Raw genomic sequence first — 21,988 nt, 5'->3', positions numbered from 1 at the left:
TTTCAGCTTCTCGCCCGGGTGCGGGGATCAATGATGGTGTACAGCAGGTCCACAAGCAGGTTGGCCCCGAGCACCGAGAGGGTAATGACGAGGAAGACCCCCTGCATGAGGGAATAGTCATTGCTGCTGACGGCGTTCAGCAGCGCGGACCCGATGCCCGGATAGGAGAACACCGCCTCGGTGACAATGGACCCCGCAACGACGAAGCCCAGCGATATGGCAAAACCGGCCACCGACGGCAGCACGGCGTTGCGGGCGGCATACGCCGTCATAATGCGGCGCGGCCGCAGGCCCTTGGCTTCAGCAGTGAGGATGTAGTCGTCGGAGAGCGTAGAGACCATCATGTTGCGCATCCCCAGCATCCAGCCGCCCACGGACGAGATGACGATGGTCAGGGCAGGAAGTGTTCCGTAGTAAATCAGGCTGCCAATGAACTCCCAGGACCAGCCCGGGGAGGTGGTGTAGACGTTGTAGCCGCCGTTGAGCGGGAACAGCTGCCAGGTACTGCCCAGCAGGAACAGCAGGATCAGGGCAAGCCAGAAATAGGGAACGGATTGGAACATGGTGGTCACCGGAATGAAGTTGTCCAGCCACGAACCGCGCTTCCAGCCGGCAAGCATGCCCAGTCCAACGCCCAGAACAAACGAAATGAGCGTTGCAATTCCGATCAGTCCGATGGTCCAGGGCAGGGTCTGACCGATCACATCAGCCACTGATGCCGGAAAATATGCCACGGAAACGCCAAGGTCCAGAGAAAAGATCTTGCCCAGATATTCGAAATACTGCACCGGGAGCGGAGCCTGGGAGTTAGTGCCCAGGAGCAGTTCGATGGCCTCACGTGCTTCGGGGCTGACCGGACCCCGCTGGGCGAGTTTTGTCAGCATCATGTCCACCGGGTTCCCCGGCATCAGTCGGGGAAGGAAGAAGTTCAGGGTTAGCGCCGCCCAGAAGGCCACCAGGTAAAACCCCAGCTTTTGAAGGATGTATCGCATGTACCACTACTTTCGGCAGCAGGGCAGTTGGTTGCGCACCGGTGCCGGCCCCGGGGAGGCCGGCACCGGAGCAGCTACTTCTCTGCGGGAGTGAGGCTCTTCAGGACAATCCCGTTGTCCCAGGACTTCCAGGAGGCCGGGAGCGCGTACTTGTCCTCACCGCTCGGCCAGCCGGTGGCCCGATCGGTGTTGAACTCGGTCAGCATGGAGTTCACATAGATGGGGATGTAGGGCAGATCCTTGGCAATCTCTGTCTGGATGAGTGCGTACTGCTCTTTCTGCACTGCCTCATCGTTAGTGGCACGGGCAACTGCCACGGCATCGTTGACCACCGGGTTGTCATAGCGGGAGGCGTTTCCGGCGATCGCTGATTCCCCCACGGGGGTGGTGTTCTGGACGTTGTACCACTTCTCATAGGTGTAGTACGGGTTGTTGGACGGCTGCAGGCCGATGGAATCCAGCGAGAGCTGGAACTGGCCCAGTGTCTGGTTGCTGTTCCATTCGTTGTACGTCACCTGTGTGGGCTTCAGCTCGATGCCGGCCGCAGCCAGCTGCTGGGTGAGAGCATCGTTGATGGAGATGTAATCGCTCCACCCGGACACGGTCTGGATCGTCAGGCTCAGGCGCTCGCCGTCCTTGGTCCTTATGCCGTCACTGCCTTTGGTCCACCCCGCAGCATCGAGGACTTTCTCCGCGTCAGCGATATTGGCGTTCTGCGGAACTTCCTTCATGCCCGGATCGGTAATCCACTTGGCATCCCGCTCGGGCAGCGTCATGGTGATGGAGGCCGGCTCGGCAAAGCCGCCGCCGGCCAGCTTGTTCAGCTGATCCCGGTCCATAGCCAAATTGATGGCCTGGCGGACGGCATTGTCAGTCTGCGGCCCGACGCAACCCAGCTTCGCGTTGGAGCAGGTGAAGATCGAGGTCATCATGGCCGGCGTGTTCACGTAGGACAGGTTCTCGTTGTCCTTCAGGATGGTCTCCAGCCCGGGCAGGAAGGAGCTCATCCAGTCAATCTGCCCGTCGAGCAGGGCACCCGTGGCGGCGTCAGCGGATTCAAGGGCAATGTAGCGGACTTCCTGAATGGCGGGCTTTCCTTCCTCCCAGTACAGGTCGTTCTTTTCCATCAGATAGCTCTGTGCGGTGAAGTCCTTCACCTTGTAGGGTCCCGTACCCACCGGGTTGGAGTTAATTTCCGTGACCGGATCGGCGACGTCCTTCCAAATATGCTCAGGAACGATCCCCCGGTTGCCCAGCACATTGGGCTCCTGCATGAAGGAGTTGTCGGGGAACGTCAGGACCACGGTTGTGGCGTCGGTGGCCTCGGCGGTGGCTGACAGCCCGGTGGTATTCAATTCCGGTGTCTTGTTCACGAGGTTGAAGGTGAAGGCGACGTCCTCGGCCGTAAAATCTTCGCCGTCGGACCATTTCACGCCTTCGCGGGTGGTGATGGTCAGCTGTGTGCCGTCTTCATTCCATTCGAATGCGGTTCCCAGCAGTGCCGTGGGTTCCTCGTCAGAGGCAGCGTTGTACCAGAACAGCGGCTCGAACACGACGCCAAGAGTGGGCTGCAGGGCAGTGTTGGAGAACGGGTTGAAGTTCTCCGTGATGGTGCCGGTTGAACCGTTGAACACCGTAATGGAGGTGACTTCACCTTCGGTGCCTTCGGCGCCACCGGTGCCACCGGAGGCACAGCCTGTCAGAGCCAGCGCTGCTGAGCCCACCAGAGCCGCGGCGGCCAGACCGAGCCGCCTGCGGGCCGGTCGGGTGCCAGAAAATGTGAAGGACATCTTTGTACCTTTCGAGATTCGGACGGCCAGTGAGCCGCCGGGCAATGTGAGGTTCACCACAAAAAGAACCGCTGTGTACTTTCTTAGGCGACTTTATTAGGTGAGTCAAGGAACTTTTGGCAGTCCGGCGAATTTATTTTTTTGCTGCTCACTACGCACATGGGTTCCAACCTGCGACACCGCGGCACTGCAGGGTGTGCTCCTTCGCCCAGTGTCCGGCCGGCTACACCACCCCAGTGGCCACCGGCGGCAGGGCCATCGAGGGAGAGCCGATCACCAGGCTGACGCCGACGGCTCGAAACGGACGGGGCCGGGAGATGAGGACATCGTTCTCTTTTCTGCACAGGGGCTGCAGGCAGGCAAATTTGATGACTAAAGTAAGTGATCTGAGTTACACCCCACAACATTCGGGAGAAACCATGCACATCACTGAACCCCGAGCTTTCCAGACGCGCACCGTCTTTGCCGGCGACAGTGTCACGGACTGCGGACGTCGAGACGATGACGGACTGGGGGATGGTTACGTCCGGTTGCTCGCCGCCAGCGCTTACCTGGCCGATACCGCCGTCGTAAACCGCGGCACGGGTGGCGATCGGATCGAGGACCTGGCCCGTCGCTGGGATGCTGATGTCCTGGCTGAACAGCCGCAGCTCATCTCAGTGCTGATCGGCATTAATGACACATGGCGCCGATATGATGCGGGTCAGGAGACCGACCAGCACACCTTCCTTGCGAGGTACCGAGCCCTGCTGGAGCGGGTGGCTCCGGAATCGACTCTGGTTCTCATGGAGCCGTTCCTGCTTCCGGTGACCGCTGAACAGGAACAGTGGCGGAAAGACCTGGATCCCAAGATCGCCGCCGTCCACCGACTGGCCAAGGAATTCGGAGCAGTCCTGGTTCGGACGGACGAAGTTCTGACGTCACTGGTTGCGGCCGGAGCTGCGCCGCAGTCCCTGGCCCTGGACGGTGTCCACCCCACGCCGCTGGGCCATGCGGCCATTGCCGACGCATGGCTGGAAAGCGTCCAGTTCCAGCTCTGATTGCCACCACGCCCTTTCGGCCTGCCCTTGTGCTGGCTGAAACGGAGACCCCCGCCTCCAGCAGCTTTCCCCGTTAGGATCCCCGTGAAGCAAACCCACCGCCGCGAATCATCCCGGGGAAAAATCCTGGATCTGATCCGTGTTTCCGGACCGGTCAGCCGCGTGGAACTCGCAGACATGACGGGCCTGACCCAGGCCACCATCTCCACTGCCGTGCGTTCGCTGCTTAACGACGGCGTGGTCCTGGAAACCGGACGCGGCGAGTCTACCGGCGGTAAGCCGCGGATGCTCCTGGAGCTTAATCCGGCCTCCCGGCTGGGGCTTGGCGTGCACATCGGCCAGGACTACATCACTTATGTGGTGGCAGACCTCAGCGGCCGCGTGCTGGGCCGGCGACGCGTCAGCGGCCCCGGAGACGCCTCCCCCATGACGGTGGTCAGCCGGATTACCGATGATATCGACCGCCTCTTTGATGCACTTGCGGTGGACCGGGAAACCGTGGTGGGGATGGGGCTTGCTGCTCCCGGCCCCCTGGATCGCACGGAGGGAGCCATGATCGGCGCCCCGTCCTTCAGGCACTGGACGGGATTTCCCCTGCGACGGGCGTTGTCCACCACCACCGGACTGCACTGCGAATTCGACAATGACGCCACGGCAGCCGCGATTGGCGAATACTGGCTGGGCGCCACAGAAGGATATTCAAGCTATGCCTCGGTCTACATGGGCTCGGGTATCGGTGCGGGCATCGTCATGGACGGCACCATTTACCAGGGGGTCAGCTCCAACGTCGGGGAAATTGGGCACGTCAGCGTTGACGCAAACGGACTCCCCTGCCCCTGCGGGAACATCGGCTGCCTGGAGTTGTACGCGAGTCCGCAGGTGGTGGTTGCGCAGGCCGCCGAAGCAGCCGCCCGCGGTGAGTTGAACGTTCCGCTGACCGGAGTTGTGTCCGAGGACTTTGCCGCCGTTGGCACTGCCGCCAATGACGGAGACCCCGTGGCCCTGCGGCTGATCGGCCGATCCGCGGAATACCTGGCCAGCGCCGTGATCTCCATGGTGAATCTGCTGGACCTGCAGCTCGTTGTCCTGGCTGGCAGTGCTTTCGCCACCGCCGGGTCCTTCTATGTGGATACCATTGCCTCTGCGCTGGATAAACGTGCCATGGCGCGTGCCATTCACCGTGTTGAGGTAAGGATGTCAGTCAACGGCAATGACGCTGCCGCGCTGGGGGCAGCCACGCTGGTCCTGCAGGACAGGCTCTCTCCCCGGACGCTGCGGTCCGTGTCCATCGCCTAAAGCACCCGCCCATTCCCGTTTGCCGCTTTTGCAATAACCAGAAGGAACAGATGAACACGCCGCTTCCACTCACCGGCCGCACCGCTGTTATCACCGGCGTCAGCCGCTTGCAGGGCATAGGTTTTGCTGTCGCCTCACGCCTGGCGCTGATGGGTGCAAGCCTGTTCCTGGCGCACTACTCCCCGCACGATGAGGAACAGCCTTGGGGTGCAGACCCGGTCGACGACGTCGTCGGCAAGTTGCGCGGCTTCCTTACCGATGATGCGCAACTGGCCCACGGCAGCATTGACCTGGCAGCCGACGACGGCGCCGCGGAACTGATCCGAGATGCTGCCGCAGCACTGGGGCACCTGGACATTCTGATCTGCAACCACGCCCGCAGCGGCGGTGACGGACCGCTGGAAGAGATGACGGCTAAGAAGCTCGACGCCCATTGGCAGGTCAATGCCCGCTCGACGCTCCTGGCGACGCGTGGGTTTGCTTTGCAGCACGACGGACGCCCCGGTGGCCGCGTCATTTGGATGACGTCGGGGCAGATCAACGGCGGAATCATGGAGAACGAGATCGCCTATGCAACTTCAAAGGCAGCGCTTGCCGGGATTACGCCGTCGGTGGCTGCGGACCTCATCCGCAGCGGAATTGTCCTCAACACGGTGAACCCGGGTCCAGTGAACACCGGTTATCTGGACGTCGAGACCGCTGACCGTCCGCCGGAGGTCCTGGCCGGGATCCTCTCACGCTTCCCCGGCGGGCGTTTCGGCGAGCCCGACGATCCTGCAAGGCTTATTGCCTGGCTGGTCAGCGACGAGGGCCGGTGGATGGTGGGGCAGGTGCTGAGCACCGACGGCGGGTTCCGCTGAGGGCGGGTGAACCGCTGACATCGAACTGCCCCATAGTTGTGCCACCTCCGGATCAGCCGAGACTGGTGCCGATGGCCCCCGTTACATAGGGTATGAGCCATATCCCCCAGACGATGAGGGAAAACTTGTGAAAGCGCTCTTTCTCCACGTCGCGGTTGCGAACTAACACAACGACCGCCCAGGCAAGGTGGAATACCATCAGCAGCAATGCAATGGCGCCGGTTACGGCCATGATGGCGTTGAGTCCAGATCCACCCCCGCCAGCACCGGTGTCTCCGGATTCCGCAATTCGGGACATAAAATAGGTGCCGCTGGCATCGCAGAGCAGCCCCAGGGCAAAAAACCCAGCATGCCACCACTTGAGAACGCGCTGCCGGTGCTCCGACCACACACCAATCGTGTAGAAGACCAAAGCAGCAGTGATGAGCACAATTGCAGGCAAGAGCATATGCCGAGATTACAGGTGTTCGCGGGAAAGAAACTAGACCCGAGGCTGAGCCTCGACCCTCGTAGAGCTCATAAGCCGCCGGTCCCCCTGACGGGCGCATCTGCGTGGCAGGGGATGAACTTCCCCCAAGTGGGAATCAGCGGGCTGGATTTGTCTTTGGGCCCGTGAGGGCGGGGGAATCCATACAGAATTCCACCCGCCCGAAGGACAGTCAACATCCATCAGCGCTGCCTGTTACAAGGCCACGCGCCCGGCCGCGACAGTGCTCTCATCCACTGCTCCGTAACGTTCCACTTCGATCTCCTGCAGTGACTTTCCCTGCGTATCCGGGGCAAAGGCCACACCCACAACTGCCGCAACCAGAAGCAGTGCGATCATGGTCAGGCCCAGCGGGACAAAGCCCACGGTGGCAAGCATGGTGGGGAAGAAGAAGCTGAGGATTCCGGTTGCCGTCCGTGCGGCGAAGAACAGGATGCCCTGCGCTCCGGCGCGATACCTGGTGGCGAACAGTTCGCTCGCCCAGAGCCCGTAGAACGCCTGCGCGCCAATACCGGCTGAAACACCCCACAGCACCACAAAGGATCCAAGAACCAGAGGCCCCGGAGTGCCAAAGACCAGCAGTACCCAGGCAATAATGCCCAGCGCTGCACCGATGCCGTAGAGGAGCCGTCGGCTGTAGCGGTCGGCAAGACGCATGAAGCCAAAGTAGGTGGCCAGCACGGTACAGCTCCACAGCGCCACCTGAAGCAGGTTTGCCTGAACTGCGTCCAGCCCGCCAACGGCTTCGTAAATCCGGGGCATGAAGATGCCCATTGCGCCGGCCACCGTATTCCAGAACGCATACACGCCGAACAGGAACAGAAGAGCCTTGAGGTTGATGCGGTTCGTAAAGAGTTCCGAGTACTTGATCCGGGGCCTTTTGCCGCTGACTGCACCCTGCTTGGCCTGCGCCTTTTCTTCCGTCCACATGACGGATTCCTTGAGGCCCTGCCGGATGTACCAGGTCACGAAGGCCACCACAAAGAGGTGCAGGAAGATCAAACGGCTTCCCAGCAGTCCCAGAGGGCCAACCAGGACGGCCAGTGCAAAGCCGATAACCGGCCCCAGGGACCAGGCGAGCTGCGCGGTGCCCACGTGGGCTGCACGCTTGTCGGCCGGTGCTTCTTCGGCAATATAGGTCCACGACGCCGGAACGCCGGCACCTACCGCAATGCCGGTCATGACAAAGGCGGCAAGCAGCATCCAGAAGTTTCCAGCGAACGCTGCAAGCAGGACACCCGCCATGTAAAGCATCAGGTCATAGGTATAGATGAACTTGCGGCCAAACCGGTCGCACAGCGGGCCACCGATGGCGGCCCCGATCGCTGCGCCAAATGCGTTGGCGCTCAGGGCGGCAAGCAGCCCGGTGAGGTAATTATCGATGCCCAGATATTCTTGCCAGAGCGACAGACTCGAAGCGATCGCAATGATCGACCCTGCTTCGATGTAGTTGGACATCGCCACTGAAATGGTGGCCTTCCAACCCTTTGTTTCTTTACTGCCAATGCGCACGCCGTTGTGTCTCCTGATCTTGTGGTCAGCCGGACGCTTTTCTGCCCGCACCGACGTCCTTGGAACGTTTCATAAAAACGATTCAATGTTAGACTCGACACAGATTACAACACCTGCGGCGGAAGCAGAAAACGGCGTCCGTCATGATTTGGAGGCAATTATGCAGCGCGTCTGCTTCACTCTTCAGGTTCGTCCGGAGTGCCTGGAAGAGTACCGCGAACGCCACGCCAACGTGTGGCCGGAAATGCAGGAGGCGCTGCGTGAAACGGGCTGGCACAACTACAGCCTGTTCCTGAAGCCGGACGGGCTGCTGATCGGCTACTTGGAAACCGAGGACTTCGCCGCCGCCCAAGCCGCCATGGACCACCGCGACATCAACGCGAAATGGCAGGCACAGATGGGGAACCTCTTTGCCCCCCTGGACGGACGGCGGCCGGATGAAGCCATGGTTGCCCTCCCCGAGGTTTTCCATCTCGACTGACCCGTTCCAGCTCCAGATTCCCCAGCCGTTAAACCACAGCGTGGACCTGCCCCCAAAAAGCGGAGCAGATCCACGCAGCCGACAGTGAACCGGCAGTGCCTTTACGGCAGTTAGCCGACGTGCGCCACGGCAGGAACCTTCAGCAGGTCCTCCCTGGCGGGACGAATCATGAAGAAGCCGATCGGAGCGGCCAGAAGAATCGCAGCACCGGCCCACATGAACGCCGTGGAGTATCCGCTGACCAAAGCGCCGGCCTGGACTCCGGGCAGAGCCTCATTGCTGCTGAGGTACGTGGTCATGGCCGCCGTGTAGATCGCGGTGAACAAAGCGGTTCCAATGGAGCCGCCAATCTGCTGCGTCGCGGAGACAGCGGCGCTGGCCACACCGGCGTCGTGCTCATCAATGCCGGCCAGCGCCACGTTCTGCAGCGGCACAAAAATCATGGCCAGGCCAAAGCCCAGAAGGATCAGGCCGGGCAGGACCTCCAGCGCGTAGTTGCCCTCCACGGTGATAAAGGAGAGCCAGAACAGGCCGACGGCGCCAACCACGGGTCCCACTGTCATCGGCAGACGGACGCCTGTGCGGGGCAGGAACTTGGACAGCACGCCGGCCCCGGCCGTAATGGCAAGAGTCATCGGCAACGACGCCAGGCCGGACTTTAGTGGCGAGTAGCCCAGGACAATTTGGAAGTAGAAGACCAAAAACAGGATTCCGCCCAACAGAGCTGCGCCGGTCAGGGCGGAAATCAGGAAAGCACCGCCGCGGACCCGGTTAGCCAGTACGCGCAGGGGAAGCAGCGGGTTGGACACCTTGGCTTCCACGAAGACAAACGCAGCGAGGATCACGACGCCGGCGGCCAGGAAGCCAACAGTCTCGGCCCGGGCCCAGCCGTTTTCAGCTTCGGCAAATCCGTACACCAGCGAGGCAAGTCCGGCCACCACCAGGATGGCGCCGGGAAGGTCGTAGCGCGTGTTGCCGTGGGCCTTGCTCTCGCGGATCAGCGGCAGGCCGGCGGCCATGGCGACGACGGCGATGGGCACGTTCACGAGCAGGCACCAGTTCCAGGACGCGTACTGCGTGAGGACACCGCCAAGCAGCAGACCGATGGCTGCACCGCCGCCGCCAATTGCACCGTAGACGGCGAAGGCCTTGATGCGGTCCCTGCCCGAGGGGAAGGTAATGGTCAGGATTGCCAGTGAGGCCGGGGCCAGAAGTGCAGCGAAAGCACCCTGCAGTCCGCGGGCGGCCAGGAGCATTTCGGTGTTGGCGGCAAAGCCGCCCAGTGCGGAGGCAGCGGCAAAGCCGAGCATGCCCACCAAGAAGGTGCGCTTACGGCCCCAGTAATCGGCGATGCGGCCGCCGAGGAGCAGCAGGGACCCAAAGGCCAGCGCATAGATAGTGACCACCCAGGTGCGGTCGCCGTCGGACATGCCAAGGTCAAGCTGGGCATCCGGCAGGGCAATGTTGACGATGGTCCCGTCCAGAACCACCATCAGCTGGGCCAGGGCGAGGACGGACAGGAGGAGCCAGCGGCGCGGATGCGCCGAATGGTCTAGGGCCGGAGGCAGTCCGGCGGGGGTGGTGCGGTCCATGTTGGGAAGATCCTCATTCAAACGAACTAGTTGGTTGGCTTAGATAGACTACAGGTATGAGAACCGACGGCGAAGCTACCCGGGCACGAATCCTTGCGGCGGCCCGAACAGAGTTTGCCCGCTACGGACTGGCCGGTGCCCGCGTGGACCGGATTGCCGCTGAGGCCCGGGCGAGCAAGGAGCGCCTCTATGCCTATTTCGGTGACAAGCGGGCGCTGTTTACCGCGGTCCTGGCGGTAAACATGCAGGAGACGACGGAGCGGATCCCCCGTGACGCCCACGACCTGCCCGGCTTTGTCAGCGCCATGTTTGATCACGCGACGCAGAACCCCGACCACCTGCGCATGCTTGACTGGGCACGGTTGGAAAATGAACCCGGGCTGGCTCCCCAAACCCCCTGCGACCGTCCCGGACCGGCCATTGAGGACATCGTCGGTGCCCAGGAGCAGGGGATTATCGACCCGGGGTGGGATCCGGATGACCTGGTCATCCTGCTCCTGTCGCTCGCGACGGCCTGGGCACAGTCACCCCAGCCATTGTTCACCGGCGAGCCGGAGGAGGCTTCCGGCTCCCAGCGCCGGCGCGACGCAGCCGTTGCGGCTGCCTGCAGGATTTTGAAACCGGAACCGCACGCCGGATAAAGGCAGCCGGCTGAGCCCTCTCATTGGCGACCGCATCCGCGGTCAGGGCCTTTGCAGCAGCTGCAGGCGGCTCATCATCCGGAAGCCATCCGGCCGCCTGTCCACGGTCACGCGAAATTCGTCGATCGACAGCAGCGAGGTGATGGTTGTGCGGACATCGGCATCGCAGAGGACATCAACAACGTTGATCAGCCGCTGTTGAGCCTGTGCATCAGTGTCGGCGAAGGACGGAAGATCCAAAACCACCCAGGAGTCGAACTCCCGTGCCCATTTTAGGTACTCGATGGTTGAGGTTGGGGCCCCGCACAGCTGGTCGAAGGTGATCCACAGTTCGTCTCCGCGCCGGGCAGTAACCGGAAACTGCCTGCTGCCGACCGTAAGTTCCAAAGCTTCCGAGGCTTCCGGCAGTTCAAGACCGGCAAGGCCCGGCCGGAGGTCCGGCTGGAGGTCCGGCTTCAGGCTAATCCAGTGTCCGGACCGGAATCCCGAAACGGATTTCCGCGGCCGGCCCCGGTAGTCTTCCGTCCCCTCGAGTCTCAGGACATCCATGTTGTCCAGAATCAGGTCAATGCCCGGTTCGAACATGTGATGCCAGAGCGGATCCGGCAGCAGGGACCGGGGCGCGTAGTTGGAACTGGCCAGCAGGACGATGCCGGCGTCGAAAAGTGCCCGCAGGAGTTTAGTGAGCAGGGTGGCGTCGGCCGGATCGTGCACATGGAACTCATCGAAGTAGAGAAGCTTCAATCCGGCGGTAAGCTCCCGGACGGCACTTTCGACGGCGTTTGGCTCTCCCCTGAGCTCGTGGATCCGGCGGTGAAGCTGGTCCAGGAATCCATGGAAGTGAACACGGAGTTTCGCCTCGGTGGGAAGAGCCCGGAAATAGGCGTCAAGCAACCAGGATTTGCCGCGGCCCGCGTCGCCCCAGACGTAGAGGCCCCGGACATTAACGCCCTGCGTCTTGGAACGTCTTATTCGGGGTGCAAACAGCTCAGCGCCGAGAGTCAAAAGCCGGTCCCGGACAACCGTCTGCGCACTGTCCAAAGCGAATCCAGCCAGTGCAGCAGATTCATCGATAGCTGCTCCAAGCTGATCCCTTATGTCTGTTCTCCGCGCCACCCCTTGATTATGCCGCCTGCTGGAGCGGCCGATTTCCAGGGCTGCAGCGGACGGCGGCGCTGAAACGCCTGCCGTGTGCTTCAGCAGCCGCAGTTCTCCGCTTTTGCATCCGCAGCATCCTGTTCGTTGGCCAATCGCGCATGCCGGGCAATACTGGGAGTCGGGGTTTGTCCCCCGTGCCAGTCCCGCATCCGCCCGAAAGGCCCTCCGTGTCAGAGCGAACCATTGTCATCACCGGAGCCAGCGACGGCATCGGTGCCGCCGCGGCCCGAAGCCTGCGCAGCCTCGGTAACCGTGTCGTCGTCGTCGGCCGGTCGCCGGAAAAGACCGCGGCGGTTGCCCGGGAGCTGGACACCGATTACCTGCTGGCGGATTTCGCCCGGCTCGACGACGTCCGTGCCTTGGCGTCGATGCTGATCGAGCGGTATCCGCGGATCGATGTCCTGGCGAACAACGCCGGGGGCATCATGGGCAAGCGCGAAGAGACCGTCGACGGCCACGAGAAGACGCTGCAGGTCAACCATCTCGCACCGTTCCTGCTCACCAACCTGCTGCTGGACAGGCTGACGGAGTCCGGCGCGAGCGTCATCAACACCTCCAGTGTGGCCAACAGCCTGTTCGCGCACTTCGACGTCGACGATCTGGAAGCCCGCCGCAAGTACAGCCCGAACCGCGCCTACGGCAATGCCAAGCTGGCAAACATCCTCTTCACCCGCGAACTGGACGCCAGATACCGCGGGCAGGGCATTTCAGCGGCGGCCTTTCATCCGGGCGCCGTGGCGTCGTCCTTCGCCGCAGGATCCACCAGTGCCATGCGCGTGATGTACCGGACCGCGCTGAACCGGTTCCTGATCTCGCCGGACCAGGGTGCTCAGACGCTGGTGTGGCTGGCTACCTCGGTCCCGGGCGAGGATTGGCAGTCAGGGAAGTACTACTACAAGGCCCGCATTTCCACGGCCAATAAGGACGCCTATGACGCCGCGCTGTCCGCCCGGCTCTGGGACGAAAGTGCCCGCATGGTGGGGCTGGCGCCCGCGGCCGGCTGATAGGTCACAGTGGAGGAGCTCCGTGCCACCAGTGCCCGGAGGTCGGCAAGGGTGCCGGACACCGTTCCCGCAGCCCGCGCCTGGACCAGAACATTGCCCAGCGCCGTTGCTTCCACCGGCCCGGCCACCACCGGCAGGCCGGTGGCATCCGCGGTTAGCTGGCAGAGCAGGGCGTTCTGGGATCCGCCGCCCACTATGTGCACAACGTCGATCCGCTGGTCGGACAGCTTTGCGGCGGAGGACAGCGTCCGGGCGTAGGCCGCCGCCAGCGAATCCACGATGCAGCGGGTGACGGCAGCCGGGTCCTCCGGTAAGGTCCCGCCGCCGGCTTGGACGGCGGCGCGGATCCGGGCCGGCATCTCCCCCGGCGCAATGAAGACGTTTGAGTCCACATCAATCTCAGGCCCGCCGGCGGGCAGCAGCGCTGCGGCCGCCAGCAGGTCCGGCAGGTCCGGGTTTTGGCCGTTCGCTTCCCACGTGCGCATGGATTCGCTCAGCAGCCACAGGCCCCCCACGTTACGCAGGTAGCGAATGGTGGAATCAACGCCGCGTTCGTTCGTGAAGTTGGCGCTTCGGCTGGCCCCGCTGAGCACCGGATGCGCCAGCTCAATCCCGGCAAGTGACCAGGTTCCCGAGGAAATGTAGGCGAAGTTAGGTTCCAGTGCCGGAACAGCGGCCACCGCCGAGGCGGTGTCGTGTGATCCGACGGCCACCACCGGCGTTCCGGCGGGCAGTCCGGTGCGCTTGGCCGCCGCTGCCAGCAACCCTCCGATCCTCTCCCCGGGCGCCACCAAATCCGGAAACAGGTTCTCCGGCAGCCCCAGTACGGAGAGGAACTCCGTGGCCCACTCCCCTCCCACCGCATCAAAGAGTCCGGTGGTGGAGGCGTTGGTTTCCTCGGTGCGCCGTTCCCCGGTCAGCCAAAAGGCCAGCAAATCCGGAATCAGCAGAGCCTGCCGGCCCAGGAGGTCCGGTTCGCAGGCCAGCTGGTAGACCGTATTAAAGGGAAGGTGCTGCAGTCCGGTGGTGGCGTACATCTGCGCCTCGTCCAGCTTTTCGTGCACCCGCGGCACGACGTCGGCGGTGCGGCTGTCACGGTAACTGTGAGGCAGCGCCGCCATTCCGCCGTCAGCGTCAATCAGGGCATAGTCCACCGCCCAGGTATCAATGCCAATACTGAGGATCCGGTCGGAGGATTCCGCGGCGCGGGCCGCAGCCAGCGACAGGCCGGTGAGAACTTCCTCAAAAATACCGCGCACATCCCAGCGCAGCGCGCCGTCGATTTCCCGGACACCGTTGGGAAAGCGGTGCACCGTCTCCAGAGCCAGCCCGCCGGGCCCCGTCCGGCCGAGGATAACCCGGCCGGATGAGGCGCCAATGTCGACGGCGGCAAACACGCCGGCCGCAGCCTGCGTGTCCGGCGTGTTCGCGCTCATCGCAGGAAAGCCGCCGCCACGCCGGCGTCAACCGGAATGTGCAGGCCCGTGGTGTGGGACAGGTCCTCGCCGGTCAGCACTGCCACCGCGTTCGCCACGTTCTCCGGCAGAACCTCGCGCTTGAGCAGGGTGCGCTGGGCGTAGAACTTGCCCAGTTCCTCTTCCGGAACGCCGTAAACAGCGGCACGCTTGGCGCCCCAGCCGCCGGCAAAGATGCCGGAGCCGCGGACCACGCCGTCGGGGTTGATGCCGTTGACCTTCACGCCGTACTCCCCCAGCTCCGCGGCCAGCAGGCGCACCTGGTGCGCCTGGTCGGCTTTGGTGGCGGAGTAAGCAATGTTGTTCGGTCCGGCGAAGACCGAGTTCTTGGAGGAGATGTAGATGATGTCTCCGCCCATGTCCTGGTCGATCAGTACCTTGGCCGCAGCTTTGGAGACAAAAAACGAACCCTTGGCCATGACGTTGTGCTGCAGGTCCCAGTCCTTTTCGCTGGTTTCCAGCAGCGGCTTGGAGATGGACAGGCCGGCATTATTGATCACCAGGTCCAGTCCGCCGAAGGCCAGGACGGTCGCGTCGATTGCCGCCTGCACCTGGGCTTCGTCCGTTACGTCCGCCTGCACGCCGACGGCGACGTCGGGTCCGCCCAGTTCGGCGGCCACGGCTTCGGCGTTCTCCAGGTTCAGGTCGGCGATGACCACGCAGGCGCCTTCGGCGGCAAGGCGGGTGGCGATGGCCTTGCCGATGCCCGAGGCAGCGCCGGTCACCAGCGCAATACGGGTGGCGTGGGACTTCGGCTTGGGCATGCGCGCCAGCTTGGCTTCCTCCAGCGCCCAGTACTCAATCCGGAATTTTTCGGATTCCTCGATCGGGGCGTAGGTGGAGATAGCTTCGGCTCCGCGCATCACGTTGATGGCGTTGAGGTAGAACTCGCCGGCCACGCGTGCGGTCTGCTTGTTGGCACCATAAGTGAACATGCCCACGCCCGGCACCAGGACCACAGCGGGGTCGGCACCGCGCAGGGCGGGCGAATCTTCGGTGCTGTGGCGGTCATAGTAGGCCTGGTAATCCGCACGGTACTGCTCGTGTAGTTCCTTCAGCCGGGCAATGCTGTCCTCCACGGAAGCACCCGCGGGCAGGTCTAGGATCAGCGGCTTGACCTTGGTCCGCAGGAAGTGGTCCGGGCAGGAGGTGCCCAGGGCGCCCAGGCGCGGATGTTCGGCGCGTTCCAGGAAGTCCAGGACGACGGCGTCATCGGTGAAGTGCCCCACGGCCGGCTTGTCGGTGGACGCCAGTCCACGAAGAACCGGCGCCAGGGCGGCGGCTTTGGCGCGGCGCTCGGCTTCGGGCAGCGCAGAGTAACCGGGCAGGACGGCGCCGAACGGATCCTTGCGGCCGTTGGCGGCGATGTACGCTTCAGCGGTTTCGATGATCCACAGCGAGTTGGCTTCGGCCTCTTCGGACGTGGCACCCCAGGCGGTAATGCCGTGGCCGCCAAGGATGGTGCCGATGGCCTGCGGGTTGGCTTTCTTGATGGCGGCAATGTCCAGGCCCAGCTGGAAGCCGGGACGGCGCCAGGGCACCCAGAGCACCTTGGAGCCGAAGATCTTCTGCGTCAGGGCTTCGCCGGTGGCCGCCGTGGCAATGGCAATGCCGGAATCCGGATGCAGGTGATCCACGTGTGCGGCGTCCACCAGGCCATGCATGGCGGTGTCAATCGAGGGTGCCGCTCCGCCCTTGCCGTGGAGGCAGTAGTCAAAAGCAGCCACCATTTCGTCTTCGCGGTCCACGCCGGGGTAGGTGTTCACCATGGCGCGCATGCGGTCCAGCCGCAGGACGGCCAGCCCGGCTTCCTTGACGGTGCCGAGGTCTCCGCCGGAGCCCTTGACCCAGAGCAGCTCAACGTTTTCGCCGGTGACCGGGTCGGTATCGAAGCCCTTGGCGGAGGTGTTGCCGCCGGCATAGTTGGTATTGCGCTTGTCAGCGCCGAGACGGTTCGAGCGCGCGATCAGCGCACTGACTGTTTCGTTGGTCATTTCTTTTAGGCTCCCCATCCGGCCTGCTGGCCGCCCTGGCGTTCGGTGTTGATTTTGTTCTGGTATCCGCTGGCCGCGTAGGCCGCCATCGGATCCGCAGGCAGCCCGCGGGACTCGCGCCACTGTGCCAGGCCCGGACGGACATCGGTGTAGAAGGCATCCATGAAGACGGCATTCGCACCCAGGACATCTCCGGAGGTCTGCGCGGATTCCAGCGCCTCGGTGTCGACCAGCATGGCGCGGGCCATCATTTCCTGCACGTTGAGCACGGAGCGGATCTGGCCGGGGATCTTCTCCTCGAGGTTGTGGCACTGGTCCAGCATCAGGGAGACGCCGGACTTGGGGCCGAAGCCGCCGCCGCGCACTACTTCAAACAGGATGCGGAAGAGCTGGAACGGGTCAGCGGAGCCCACAATCAGGTCATCGTCCGCGTAGAAGCGGGAATTGAAGTCAAAGGAGCCCAGCTTGCCCAGGCGCAGCAGCTGCGCCACGATGAACTCGATGTTGGTGCCCGGCGCGTGGTGGCCGGTGTCCAAGCAGACCAGCGCCCTCTCGCCCAGGGCCAGGGTGTGGGCGTAGGACGTGCCCCAGTCGGGAACATCGGTGTGGTAGAAAGCCGGCTCGAAGAACTTGTACTCCAGGACCATCCGCTGGTCCTCGCCCAGGCGGTCATAGACTTTCCGCAGCGAGTCCGCCAGCCAGTCCTGGCGGGAGCGCATGTTGCCCTGGCCCGGGTAGTTGGTGCCGTCGGCAAGCCAGATCTTCAGGTCCCGGGAGCCGGTCTGGTGCATGACCTCGATGCACTCATACATATGGTCAATGGCCTTCTGCCGCACGGCCGGATTGCTGTGCGTCAGGCTGCCGAACTTGTACTCATCATCCTGGAACGTATTGGAATTCACCGTGCCCAGGGCAATGTTGTGCTCCTTGGCGTACGTTCCGAGCTCCGCGTAGTCATCCACCTTGTCCCAGGGGATATGCAGCGCGACGGCGGGAGCCAGCCCGGTCAGCTCGTTGACCTTGGCGGCGTCCGCGATCTTCTCCCGGATGGTGCGCGGGGTTCCGGGGGTGGCGAAAACCTTGAACCGGGTGCCGGAATTTCCGTAGGCCCACGATGGAACCTCAATTCCCAGACCTTCAAGGTCGGGAAGAATCTCGGACAGGGACGTCATTGGCTGATCTCCAAGCTGGCAGAAGGTGGAAAGCGATTCTCCGGCTCACAGCGCCGGGTTTGAATCGTTTCATAATACGAGTCAAACTTATGGTTTCCGCGGTAGGCTGTCAAGACAGGTACCGGCGAAAAATATGGGGATCCCGATGGCAGCGAGTATTAAAGAGGTGGCAGCGCTGGCTGGTGTGGCCGTGGGAACCGTCTCGAACGTCCTTAACCACCCGGATCGGGTGGCACCGGCCACCCGCGAACGGGTGCAGGGCGCCGTCGAAACCCTGGGATTTGTCCGCAATGATGCCGCCCGCCAACTGCGTGCCGGCCAGAGCCGCACCATTGGAATGATTGTCCTGGACTCGTCCAACCCGTTTTTTGCCGCCGTTGCCCGCGCCGCTGAGAACGAGGCCACACTGCACGGCAGCGACATCATCATGGGCAACAGCGGCAATGACCCGGACCGGGAGGCACGGTACGTCACCCTCTTCGAAGAACAGCGGGTCCAGGGGGTGCTGATTTCTCCGGCGGGGGACATCAGCGCCCGGATCGGTGCACTGCGGGACCGCGGAGTGGCCGCCGTCCTGGTGGACCGGGAAGGCGGCCCCGGGGACCACAGTTCCGTTTCGGTGGACGATACGGCCGGAGGGTTCATGGCTGCAGAGCACCTGCTGGACACCGGACGGCGGCGGCTGGCCTTCGTGGGCGGCTCCCCCGGCATCAGGCAGGTCGCAGATCGGCTTGAAGGAGCACTAAAGGCAGTCTCCGAGCATCCGGACGCGAGCCTTGAAGTGCTCGAGGCGGCAGACATGACCGTCCTGGCCGGCCGTGCCGTGGGCCAGGAACTGGTGGAACGAAGCCGGGACAGACTGCCGGAAGCAATTTTCTGCGCCAACGACCTCCTTGCCGTCGGCGTCCTGCAGTCCCTGCTCCTCATCAACGGGCTGCGGGTCCCCGAGGACGTGGCGCTGATCGGCTACGACGACATCGACTTTGCGCAGTCCACCGTGGTGCCGCTGTCCTCAATCCGCCAGCCCGCTGAAGAGATCGGCCGGACCGCCGTCACCCTGCTGCAGGAACAGCTCGCTGACGCCCACGCTCCTGCCCGGCAGGTGCGCTTTACCCCCGAGCTGGTGGCCCGGCAGAGCACGCGGAGCTAACAGTCCACATCCACGCCTCCCTCTCACCTGCACATAGATTCCTGAACCCCGCCACAATAGATGGTCCCGCCCAACGCTTTTTTTGATGCATCCGTGATGTACTGCCTTTACGCGTCCCGCGGGGGGATTCGAGGACCTGCGGGGACACGTTCTTCACTGACGAGCAATGTTCCTCTCTCTTCCTTATCTGGCTTAAAGGAGAGTAGATGCGAACATCGGCATCCATGCGGGCACCGGCCGTGCGGGCTCAACCCTTTTGCTGGACAGCGTGTCTTGCTCTCCTTAGCTTGCTGGCCGGATCCGGGCCAACATGGAACATCAACGGTCCCCTGACTACCGGTGATGCCACGGTCTGCGCCGTACAGCCAAATCACGGCACCGCAGCATTTGGAAGCGTGGTGGAGAACAGCAGCGGCAGCGACCTGACCATCAGGGAAGTATCTCTTATTGATGCAAATAACCTGGAACTCGTCGCGTCCTACCTCATGCCAATAGACGGCATCAAATCGTACGTCGTGGGAACCGGAACAACCGAGCCTGATGAACCGGATGCCAAAGCTGCCTGGAAGAGCATGATGCGGGTGGGGTCCACCGGACTGGCCGCCGGACAGTCCGCGAACATCGTCGTCACTGTTGATAACGGCGACTCTGAAACCGGCACTTCCCGGGCGCTTCGCATTGTGTATGAACACCACAACCATACATATGTGGCAATATCCGTCAACACACTGATACTGGCGGATACCAGATGCCTCTAAACATGCCGTTCCGCCGCAGGCCTCTGTTCCCGGCACAACGCCGTGGCTACCGTAGGACGGACAGGGGTGGCTCTGCCGAGGAGTGACTGAACATGTTCGACCCGTCAGGCATCAGTACTTCAGTGCCGCCATCGGGCCCGGGCTGCGCGGAGTGCACGGCCGAAGGCAGCTGGTGGTTCCACCTGCGCCGGTGTGCCGAGTGCGGCCATATCGGCTGCTGTGACAATTCCCCGGGCCAACATGCCACCGGCCACGAACAGTCAACAGGGCATCCAGTGATCCGCAGTTACGAACCCGGCGAGGACTGGTTCTGGGACTACAGGAGCAGTTCGGTCTTTGAGGGTCCCAACCTGGCACCCCCGGAAAGCCATCCCGCCAGCCAGGGTGTTCCCGGACCGGCGGGGCGCGTTCCTCCCAACTGGCAGGAACAACTACGCTAAGCGGTCCGAACAACGTGCCGGCAAGAGCGTAAATCGGTGCTTTGCGCAAGTCGGATGCGCGGATCACACTGTGTAAAACACGCACGATTCCGGGCGTAATGTGGAGCCATGGCACGTACATACATAGTTACTGGATCAGGATCGGGAATCGGCGCCGCTACAGCCGAACTGCTGCGCGAGCGCGGCAACACCGTTGTGGGAGTGGACCTTCGCGGGGCTGAGGTCGAAGCAGACCTGAGCACCCCAGAGGGCCGCCGTGCCGCTGCTGAGAAGGCAGTGGAGCTCGCCGGCGGCACAGTGGACGCAGTCATTGCCTGCGCCGGAATCTCCGCACCGGCACCCATTACGGTTGCAGTGAACTTCTTCGGTGTTACCGAGTTCCTCGAACTGCTGGCCCCCACGCTCGCCAAGAGCGATGCACCGCGTGCTGCCGTAGTGAGCTCCATGGCGTCGCTGCAGCCTAACTCCCCCGAGCTCGTTGACGCGATGCTGGCCGGGAATGAGTCACGCGCCCTGGAAATCGGCGCAGAACTCGCTGCAAAGGGACCGCGCGAGGGATATCTTAACTACCCGTCGTCCAAGCGGGCACTCAGCCGCTGGGTTCGCCGGGCAAGCATCACCGACACGTTTGCCGGCGCCGGCATCCCGCTGAACGCCGTAGCACCGGGCACCGTTCTCTCGGCGATGACCAAGGAACTGCTGTCCACGCCAGAGGGCCGCGAGATGGTGGACTCCTCGGTACCCATGCCGCTGAACGGACACTCCGAGCCGGTCGTCATTGCCAAGCTCCTCGCCTGGCTCACCAGCGAAGAGAACACGCACACCACCGGCCAGACCATCTACACCGACGGCGGCGCCGACGCCACGCTGCGTGGAGACGACATCTGGGGCGCATAACGAACACCGCTGCCGGCTAGTTTAGTCGGCAGAGCACTGACAGCGGCTCCGGACCATTTGGTCCGGAGCCGCTGTCATATCCGGAGCCGCTGTCATGTCCGGCGCGTCACTGCGGCCACCGGCGTTGAGTCCGGAGTCCCCGTTCGGCGGCCCACCCTCCGCAGGATGCCCAGCCGCAGGGACAGGTAAGCCAGCCCTCCCGCCGGGATCGGCAGCCAAAACTGCACCAGCCGCCAGGACAGCACGCCGAGGACGGCCACATGATCCGGCGCTCCGAAACCCACGATCATCGGTACCAGAATTCCCTCCACCAGGCCCATGCCGCCGGGAGTGAGCGGCACCAGCGCCACCAGGTTTGCGAGTGAATATGCCAACAGCAGTTCGGCAGGATGAAGGACATGCCCGTAGGCGGCAAGGAAGACCCATAGACACGCCGCATCCAGAACATAGTGCAGGGCGGCCAGAACCACGGCTGCTGCCAACCTCCGCGGATCCCGGCGAAACATCTGCACCTCGCCGGCGATCGTCCGGACAAACCGCTCCGCAGCTACCGGAGAAACAAACCTTATGGCCCGGGCCATGGCGCGCACAGCATGGACAGCCCCGGCCAAGTGCCGGTCCAGGACCGCGAGCATAGCGATGGAGATTACCAGCAGCACCAGCACAACGCCGCCGGCGACGGTGAGGTAACGGCCTCCGGCAGTGGTGCCGTGAACAGCCAACAGGCCCGCACTGAACAGTCCTGCCAGCACAAGATTGGCTCCAACCACCTGGACGGTGGCCGCGCTGAGTGCATCCTCGGACTGCACTCCGCAGCGCGTGAGCAGCCTGAAACGGGCGGCCGCCGACGTCGCCCCGCCGCCGGGGACAGTGTGGTTGACGGCCAGATCGGCAAGGTCGATGCGGAACAGGGTAAAGAACCCCGGCCGGCTGCCCCCGGGCAGCACCTCGCGGGTCAGCCAGCTGTAGCTCGCCAGCGAACAGGCCTCCAGGAGCACCGCTGCGAGGACCAGCATCAGCGGCAGGCCGCGCAGGGCCGAAAGTATGTTGCCGGAGCTCACCAGCTGCGGCAGCACAATGTACTCGACCACCAGCACCACAGCCAGCAGCGCCGCTGCCCAGCGCAGCAGCCGGGAGTGCTCGGCCCGCCGCCAGGCCGAGCGCAGGTGCGAGGTCATGCGACAAGCACAGCAGAAGGGCTGCCTGCCCACCAGAGCGAAGCTGGCCGGGGTCACCGGGATATTCAACC

General features: G+C 63.4%; 20 protein-coding genes. 10 read left to right on the top strand and 10 right to left on the bottom strand.

Translation table 11 applies throughout. The features are described from left to right. Positions 1-2: 2 nt before the first annotated feature. Both ABIB35_RS03920 and ABIB35_RS03915 read right to left on the bottom strand, forming a co-directional pair. The gene (locus ABIB35_RS03920; protein WP_354179073.1) at positions 3-992 is read right to left on the bottom strand and encodes an ABC transporter permease; all 990 of its coding nucleotides are present in this window, start codon (positions 990-992) and stop codon (positions 3-5) included. Positions 993-1,066: 74 nt separating this feature from the next. After that, positions 1,067-2,782 carry an ABC transporter substrate-binding protein gene (locus tag ABIB35_RS03915; protein ID WP_354179072.1) on the bottom strand — a complete coding sequence of 572 codons (1,716 nt, stop codon included), beginning with the start codon at positions 2,780-2,782 and terminating at the stop codon, positions 1,067-1,069. A 419-nt stretch (positions 2,783-3,201) separates the two neighbouring features. Here ABIB35_RS03915 and ABIB35_RS03910 point away from each other — a divergent pair, with 419 nt between their 5' ends. The 3 genes from ABIB35_RS03910 to ABIB35_RS03900 all read left to right on the top strand — a co-directional run bounded on the left by ABIB35_RS03910 (position 3,202) and on the right by ABIB35_RS03900 (position 5,978). Beyond that, the gene (locus ABIB35_RS03910) at positions 3,202-3,822 is read left to right on the top strand and encodes an SGNH/GDSL hydrolase family protein (RefSeq protein ID WP_354179069.1); all 621 of its coding nucleotides are present in this window, start codon (positions 3,202-3,204) and stop codon (positions 3,820-3,822) included. Positions 3,823-3,906: 84 nt separating this feature from the next. Next, positions 3,907-5,118, top strand: coding sequence for an ROK family transcriptional regulator (locus tag ABIB35_RS03905; RefSeq protein WP_354179067.1), 1,212 nt, complete (start codon positions 3,907-3,909; stop codon positions 5,116-5,118). Between the two features lie 50 nt (positions 5,119-5,168). Continuing rightward, entirely contained in the window at positions 5,169-5,978 is an 810-nt protein-coding gene (locus tag ABIB35_RS03900) for an SDR family oxidoreductase (RefSeq protein ID WP_354179066.1), read from the top strand. Positions 5,979-6,030: 52 nt separating this feature from the next. Here ABIB35_RS03900 and ABIB35_RS03895 read toward each other — a convergent pair whose 3' ends face one another. Together ABIB35_RS03895 and ABIB35_RS03890 are read right to left on the bottom strand one after the other, a co-directional pair. Then, positions 6,031-6,426, bottom strand: a complete 396-nt coding sequence (locus ABIB35_RS03895; RefSeq protein ID WP_354179065.1) for an HsmA family protein — start codon at positions 6,424-6,426, stop codon at positions 6,031-6,033. Positions 6,427-6,660: 234 nt separating this feature from the next. Beyond that, the gene (locus ABIB35_RS03890) at positions 6,661-7,977 is read right to left on the bottom strand and encodes an MFS transporter (RefSeq protein WP_354179063.1); all 1,317 of its coding nucleotides are present in this window, start codon (positions 7,975-7,977) and stop codon (positions 6,661-6,663) included. A gap of 85 nt (positions 7,978-8,062) precedes the next feature. Between ABIB35_RS03890 and ABIB35_RS03885 the strand changes: the two genes are divergently transcribed. After that, the gene (locus tag ABIB35_RS03885; protein ID WP_354179061.1) at positions 8,063-8,458 is read left to right on the top strand and encodes an L-rhamnose mutarotase; all 396 of its coding nucleotides are present in this window, start codon (positions 8,063-8,065) and stop codon (positions 8,456-8,458) included. A gap of 110 nt (positions 8,459-8,568) precedes the next feature. Here the strand turns inward: ABIB35_RS03885 and ABIB35_RS03880 are convergent, their stop codons facing one another. Further along, positions 8,569-10,050: an MFS transporter gene (locus ABIB35_RS03880; protein WP_354179059.1), complete on the bottom strand. Its 1,482-nt coding sequence runs from the start codon at positions 10,048-10,050 to the stop codon at positions 8,569-8,571. A 56-nt stretch (positions 10,051-10,106) separates the two neighbouring features. Between ABIB35_RS03880 and ABIB35_RS03875 the strand changes: the two genes are divergently transcribed. Continuing rightward, positions 10,107-10,691: a TetR/AcrR family transcriptional regulator gene (locus ABIB35_RS03875; RefSeq protein WP_354179057.1), complete on the top strand. Its 585-nt coding sequence runs from the start codon at positions 10,107-10,109 to the stop codon at positions 10,689-10,691. 42 nt (positions 10,692-10,733) lie between these two features. Here the strand turns inward: ABIB35_RS03875 and zapE are convergent, their stop codons facing one another. After that, positions 10,734-11,807, bottom strand: coding sequence for a cell division protein ZapE (zapE, locus tag ABIB35_RS03870; protein ID WP_354179055.1), 1,074 nt, complete (start codon positions 11,805-11,807; stop codon positions 10,734-10,736). 209 nt (positions 11,808-12,016) lie between these two features. Between zapE and ABIB35_RS03865 the strand changes: the two genes are divergently transcribed. Continuing rightward, entirely contained in the window at positions 12,017-12,853 is an 837-nt protein-coding gene (locus ABIB35_RS03865) for an SDR family NAD(P)-dependent oxidoreductase (RefSeq protein ID WP_354179054.1), read from the top strand. On the opposite strand, the gene ABIB35_RS03860 is transcribed toward ABIB35_RS03865, so the two are convergent. Genes ABIB35_RS03860 through rhaI form a run of 3 tightly spaced genes read right to left on the bottom strand, consistent with a single transcriptional unit; the run spans position 12,778 to position 17,494 of the window. Continuing rightward, positions 12,778-14,289, bottom strand: coding sequence for a rhamnulokinase (locus ABIB35_RS03860; RefSeq protein WP_354179052.1), 1,512 nt, complete (start codon positions 14,287-14,289; stop codon positions 12,778-12,780). The genes ABIB35_RS03865 and ABIB35_RS03860 overlap by 76 nt on opposite strands. Next, positions 14,286-16,322: a bifunctional aldolase/short-chain dehydrogenase gene (locus tag ABIB35_RS03855; protein ID WP_354179050.1), complete on the bottom strand. Its 2,037-nt coding sequence runs from the start codon at positions 16,320-16,322 to the stop codon at positions 14,286-14,288. The genes ABIB35_RS03860 and ABIB35_RS03855 overlap by 4 nt, the downstream gene beginning before the upstream one ends. Before the next feature lie 5 nt (positions 16,323-16,327). Beyond that, on the bottom strand, positions 16,328-17,494 hold the full coding sequence (gene rhaI / locus ABIB35_RS03850) for an L-rhamnose isomerase (RefSeq protein ID WP_354179049.1): 1,167 nt from the start codon (positions 17,492-17,494) through the stop codon (positions 16,328-16,330). A gap of 139 nt (positions 17,495-17,633) precedes the next feature. On the opposite strand from rhaI, the gene ABIB35_RS03845 reads away from it, so the two are divergent. The 4 genes from ABIB35_RS03845 (at position 17,634) to ABIB35_RS03830 (ending at position 20,739) form a co-directional block, all read left to right on the top strand. Continuing rightward, the gene (locus ABIB35_RS03845; RefSeq protein ID WP_354179218.1) at positions 17,634-18,644 is read left to right on the top strand and encodes a LacI family DNA-binding transcriptional regulator; all 1,011 of its coding nucleotides are present in this window, start codon (positions 17,634-17,636) and stop codon (positions 18,642-18,644) included. A 398-nt stretch (positions 18,645-19,042) separates the two neighbouring features. After that, the gene (locus tag ABIB35_RS03840) at positions 19,043-19,402 is read left to right on the top strand and encodes a hypothetical protein (RefSeq protein WP_354179048.1); all 360 of its coding nucleotides are present in this window, start codon (positions 19,043-19,045) and stop codon (positions 19,400-19,402) included. Positions 19,403-19,494: 92 nt separating this feature from the next. Further along, on the top strand, positions 19,495-19,842 hold the full coding sequence (locus tag ABIB35_RS03835) for a UBP-type zinc finger domain-containing protein (protein ID WP_354179046.1): 348 nt from the start codon (positions 19,495-19,497) through the stop codon (positions 19,840-19,842). A 108-nt stretch (positions 19,843-19,950) separates the two neighbouring features. Further along, positions 19,951-20,739 carry an SDR family oxidoreductase gene (locus ABIB35_RS03830; protein ID WP_354179044.1) on the top strand — a complete coding sequence of 263 codons (789 nt, stop codon included), beginning with the start codon at positions 19,951-19,953 and terminating at the stop codon, positions 20,737-20,739. 92 nt (positions 20,740-20,831) lie between these two features. Here the strand turns inward: ABIB35_RS03830 and ABIB35_RS03825 are convergent, their stop codons facing one another. Further along, positions 20,832-21,917, bottom strand: a complete 1,086-nt coding sequence (locus ABIB35_RS03825; protein WP_354179042.1) for a lysylphosphatidylglycerol synthase transmembrane domain-containing protein — start codon at positions 21,915-21,917, stop codon at positions 20,832-20,834. Positions 21,918-21,988 lie beyond the last annotated feature (71 nt).

Source organism: Arthrobacter sp. UYP6, from assembly GCF_040547315.1.
Taxonomy (GTDB): Bacteria; Actinomycetota; Actinomycetes; order Actinomycetales; family Micrococcaceae; genus Arthrobacter_B.
This window is presented reverse-complemented; position numbering and strand designations above follow the sequence as displayed.

Bases quoted from the DNA above. Each gene is read 5' to 3' on its own strand.
- ABIB35_RS03875 (WP_354179057.1), top strand. From the start codon at position 10,107: ATGAGAACCGACGGCGAAGCTACCCGGGCACGAATCCTTGCGGCGGCC.
- ABIB35_RS03825 (WP_354179042.1), bottom strand. From the start codon at position 21,917: ATGACCTCGCACCTGCGCTCGGCCTGGCGGCGGGCCGAGCACTCCCGG.
- ABIB35_RS03920 (WP_354179073.1), bottom strand. From the start codon at position 992: ATGCGATACATCCTTCAAAAGCTGGGGTTTTACCTGGTGGCCTTCTGG.
- ABIB35_RS03860 (WP_354179052.1), bottom strand. From the start codon at position 14,289: ATGAGCGCGAACACGCCGGACACGCAGGCTGCGGCCGGCGTGTTTGCC.
- rhaI (WP_354179049.1), bottom strand. From the start codon at position 17,494: ATGACGTCCCTGTCCGAGATTCTTCCCGACCTTGAAGGTCTGGGAATT.
- ABIB35_RS03910 (WP_354179069.1), top strand. From the start codon at position 3,202: ATGCACATCACTGAACCCCGAGCTTTCCAGACGCGCACCGTCTTTGCC.
- ABIB35_RS03895 (WP_354179065.1), bottom strand. From the start codon at position 6,426: ATGCTCTTGCCTGCAATTGTGCTCATCACTGCTGCTTTGGTCTTCTAC.
- ABIB35_RS03915 (WP_354179072.1), bottom strand. From the start codon at position 2,782: ATGTCCTTCACATTTTCTGGCACCCGACCGGCCCGCAGGCGGCTCGGT.
- ABIB35_RS03830 (WP_354179044.1), top strand. From the start codon at position 19,951: ATGGCACGTACATACATAGTTACTGGATCAGGATCGGGAATCGGCGCC.
- ABIB35_RS03900 (WP_354179066.1), top strand. From the start codon at position 5,169: ATGAACACGCCGCTTCCACTCACCGGCCGCACCGCTGTTATCACCGGC.
- ABIB35_RS03855 (WP_354179050.1), bottom strand. From the start codon at position 16,322: ATGACCAACGAAACAGTCAGTGCGCTGATCGCGCGCTCGAACCGTCTC.
- ABIB35_RS03880 (WP_354179059.1), bottom strand. From the start codon at position 10,050: ATGGACCGCACCACCCCCGCCGGACTGCCTCCGGCCCTAGACCATTCG.
- ABIB35_RS03885 (WP_354179061.1), top strand. From the start codon at position 8,063: ATGTTAGACTCGACACAGATTACAACACCTGCGGCGGAAGCAGAAAAC.
- ABIB35_RS03835 (WP_354179046.1), top strand. From the start codon at position 19,495: ATGTTCGACCCGTCAGGCATCAGTACTTCAGTGCCGCCATCGGGCCCG.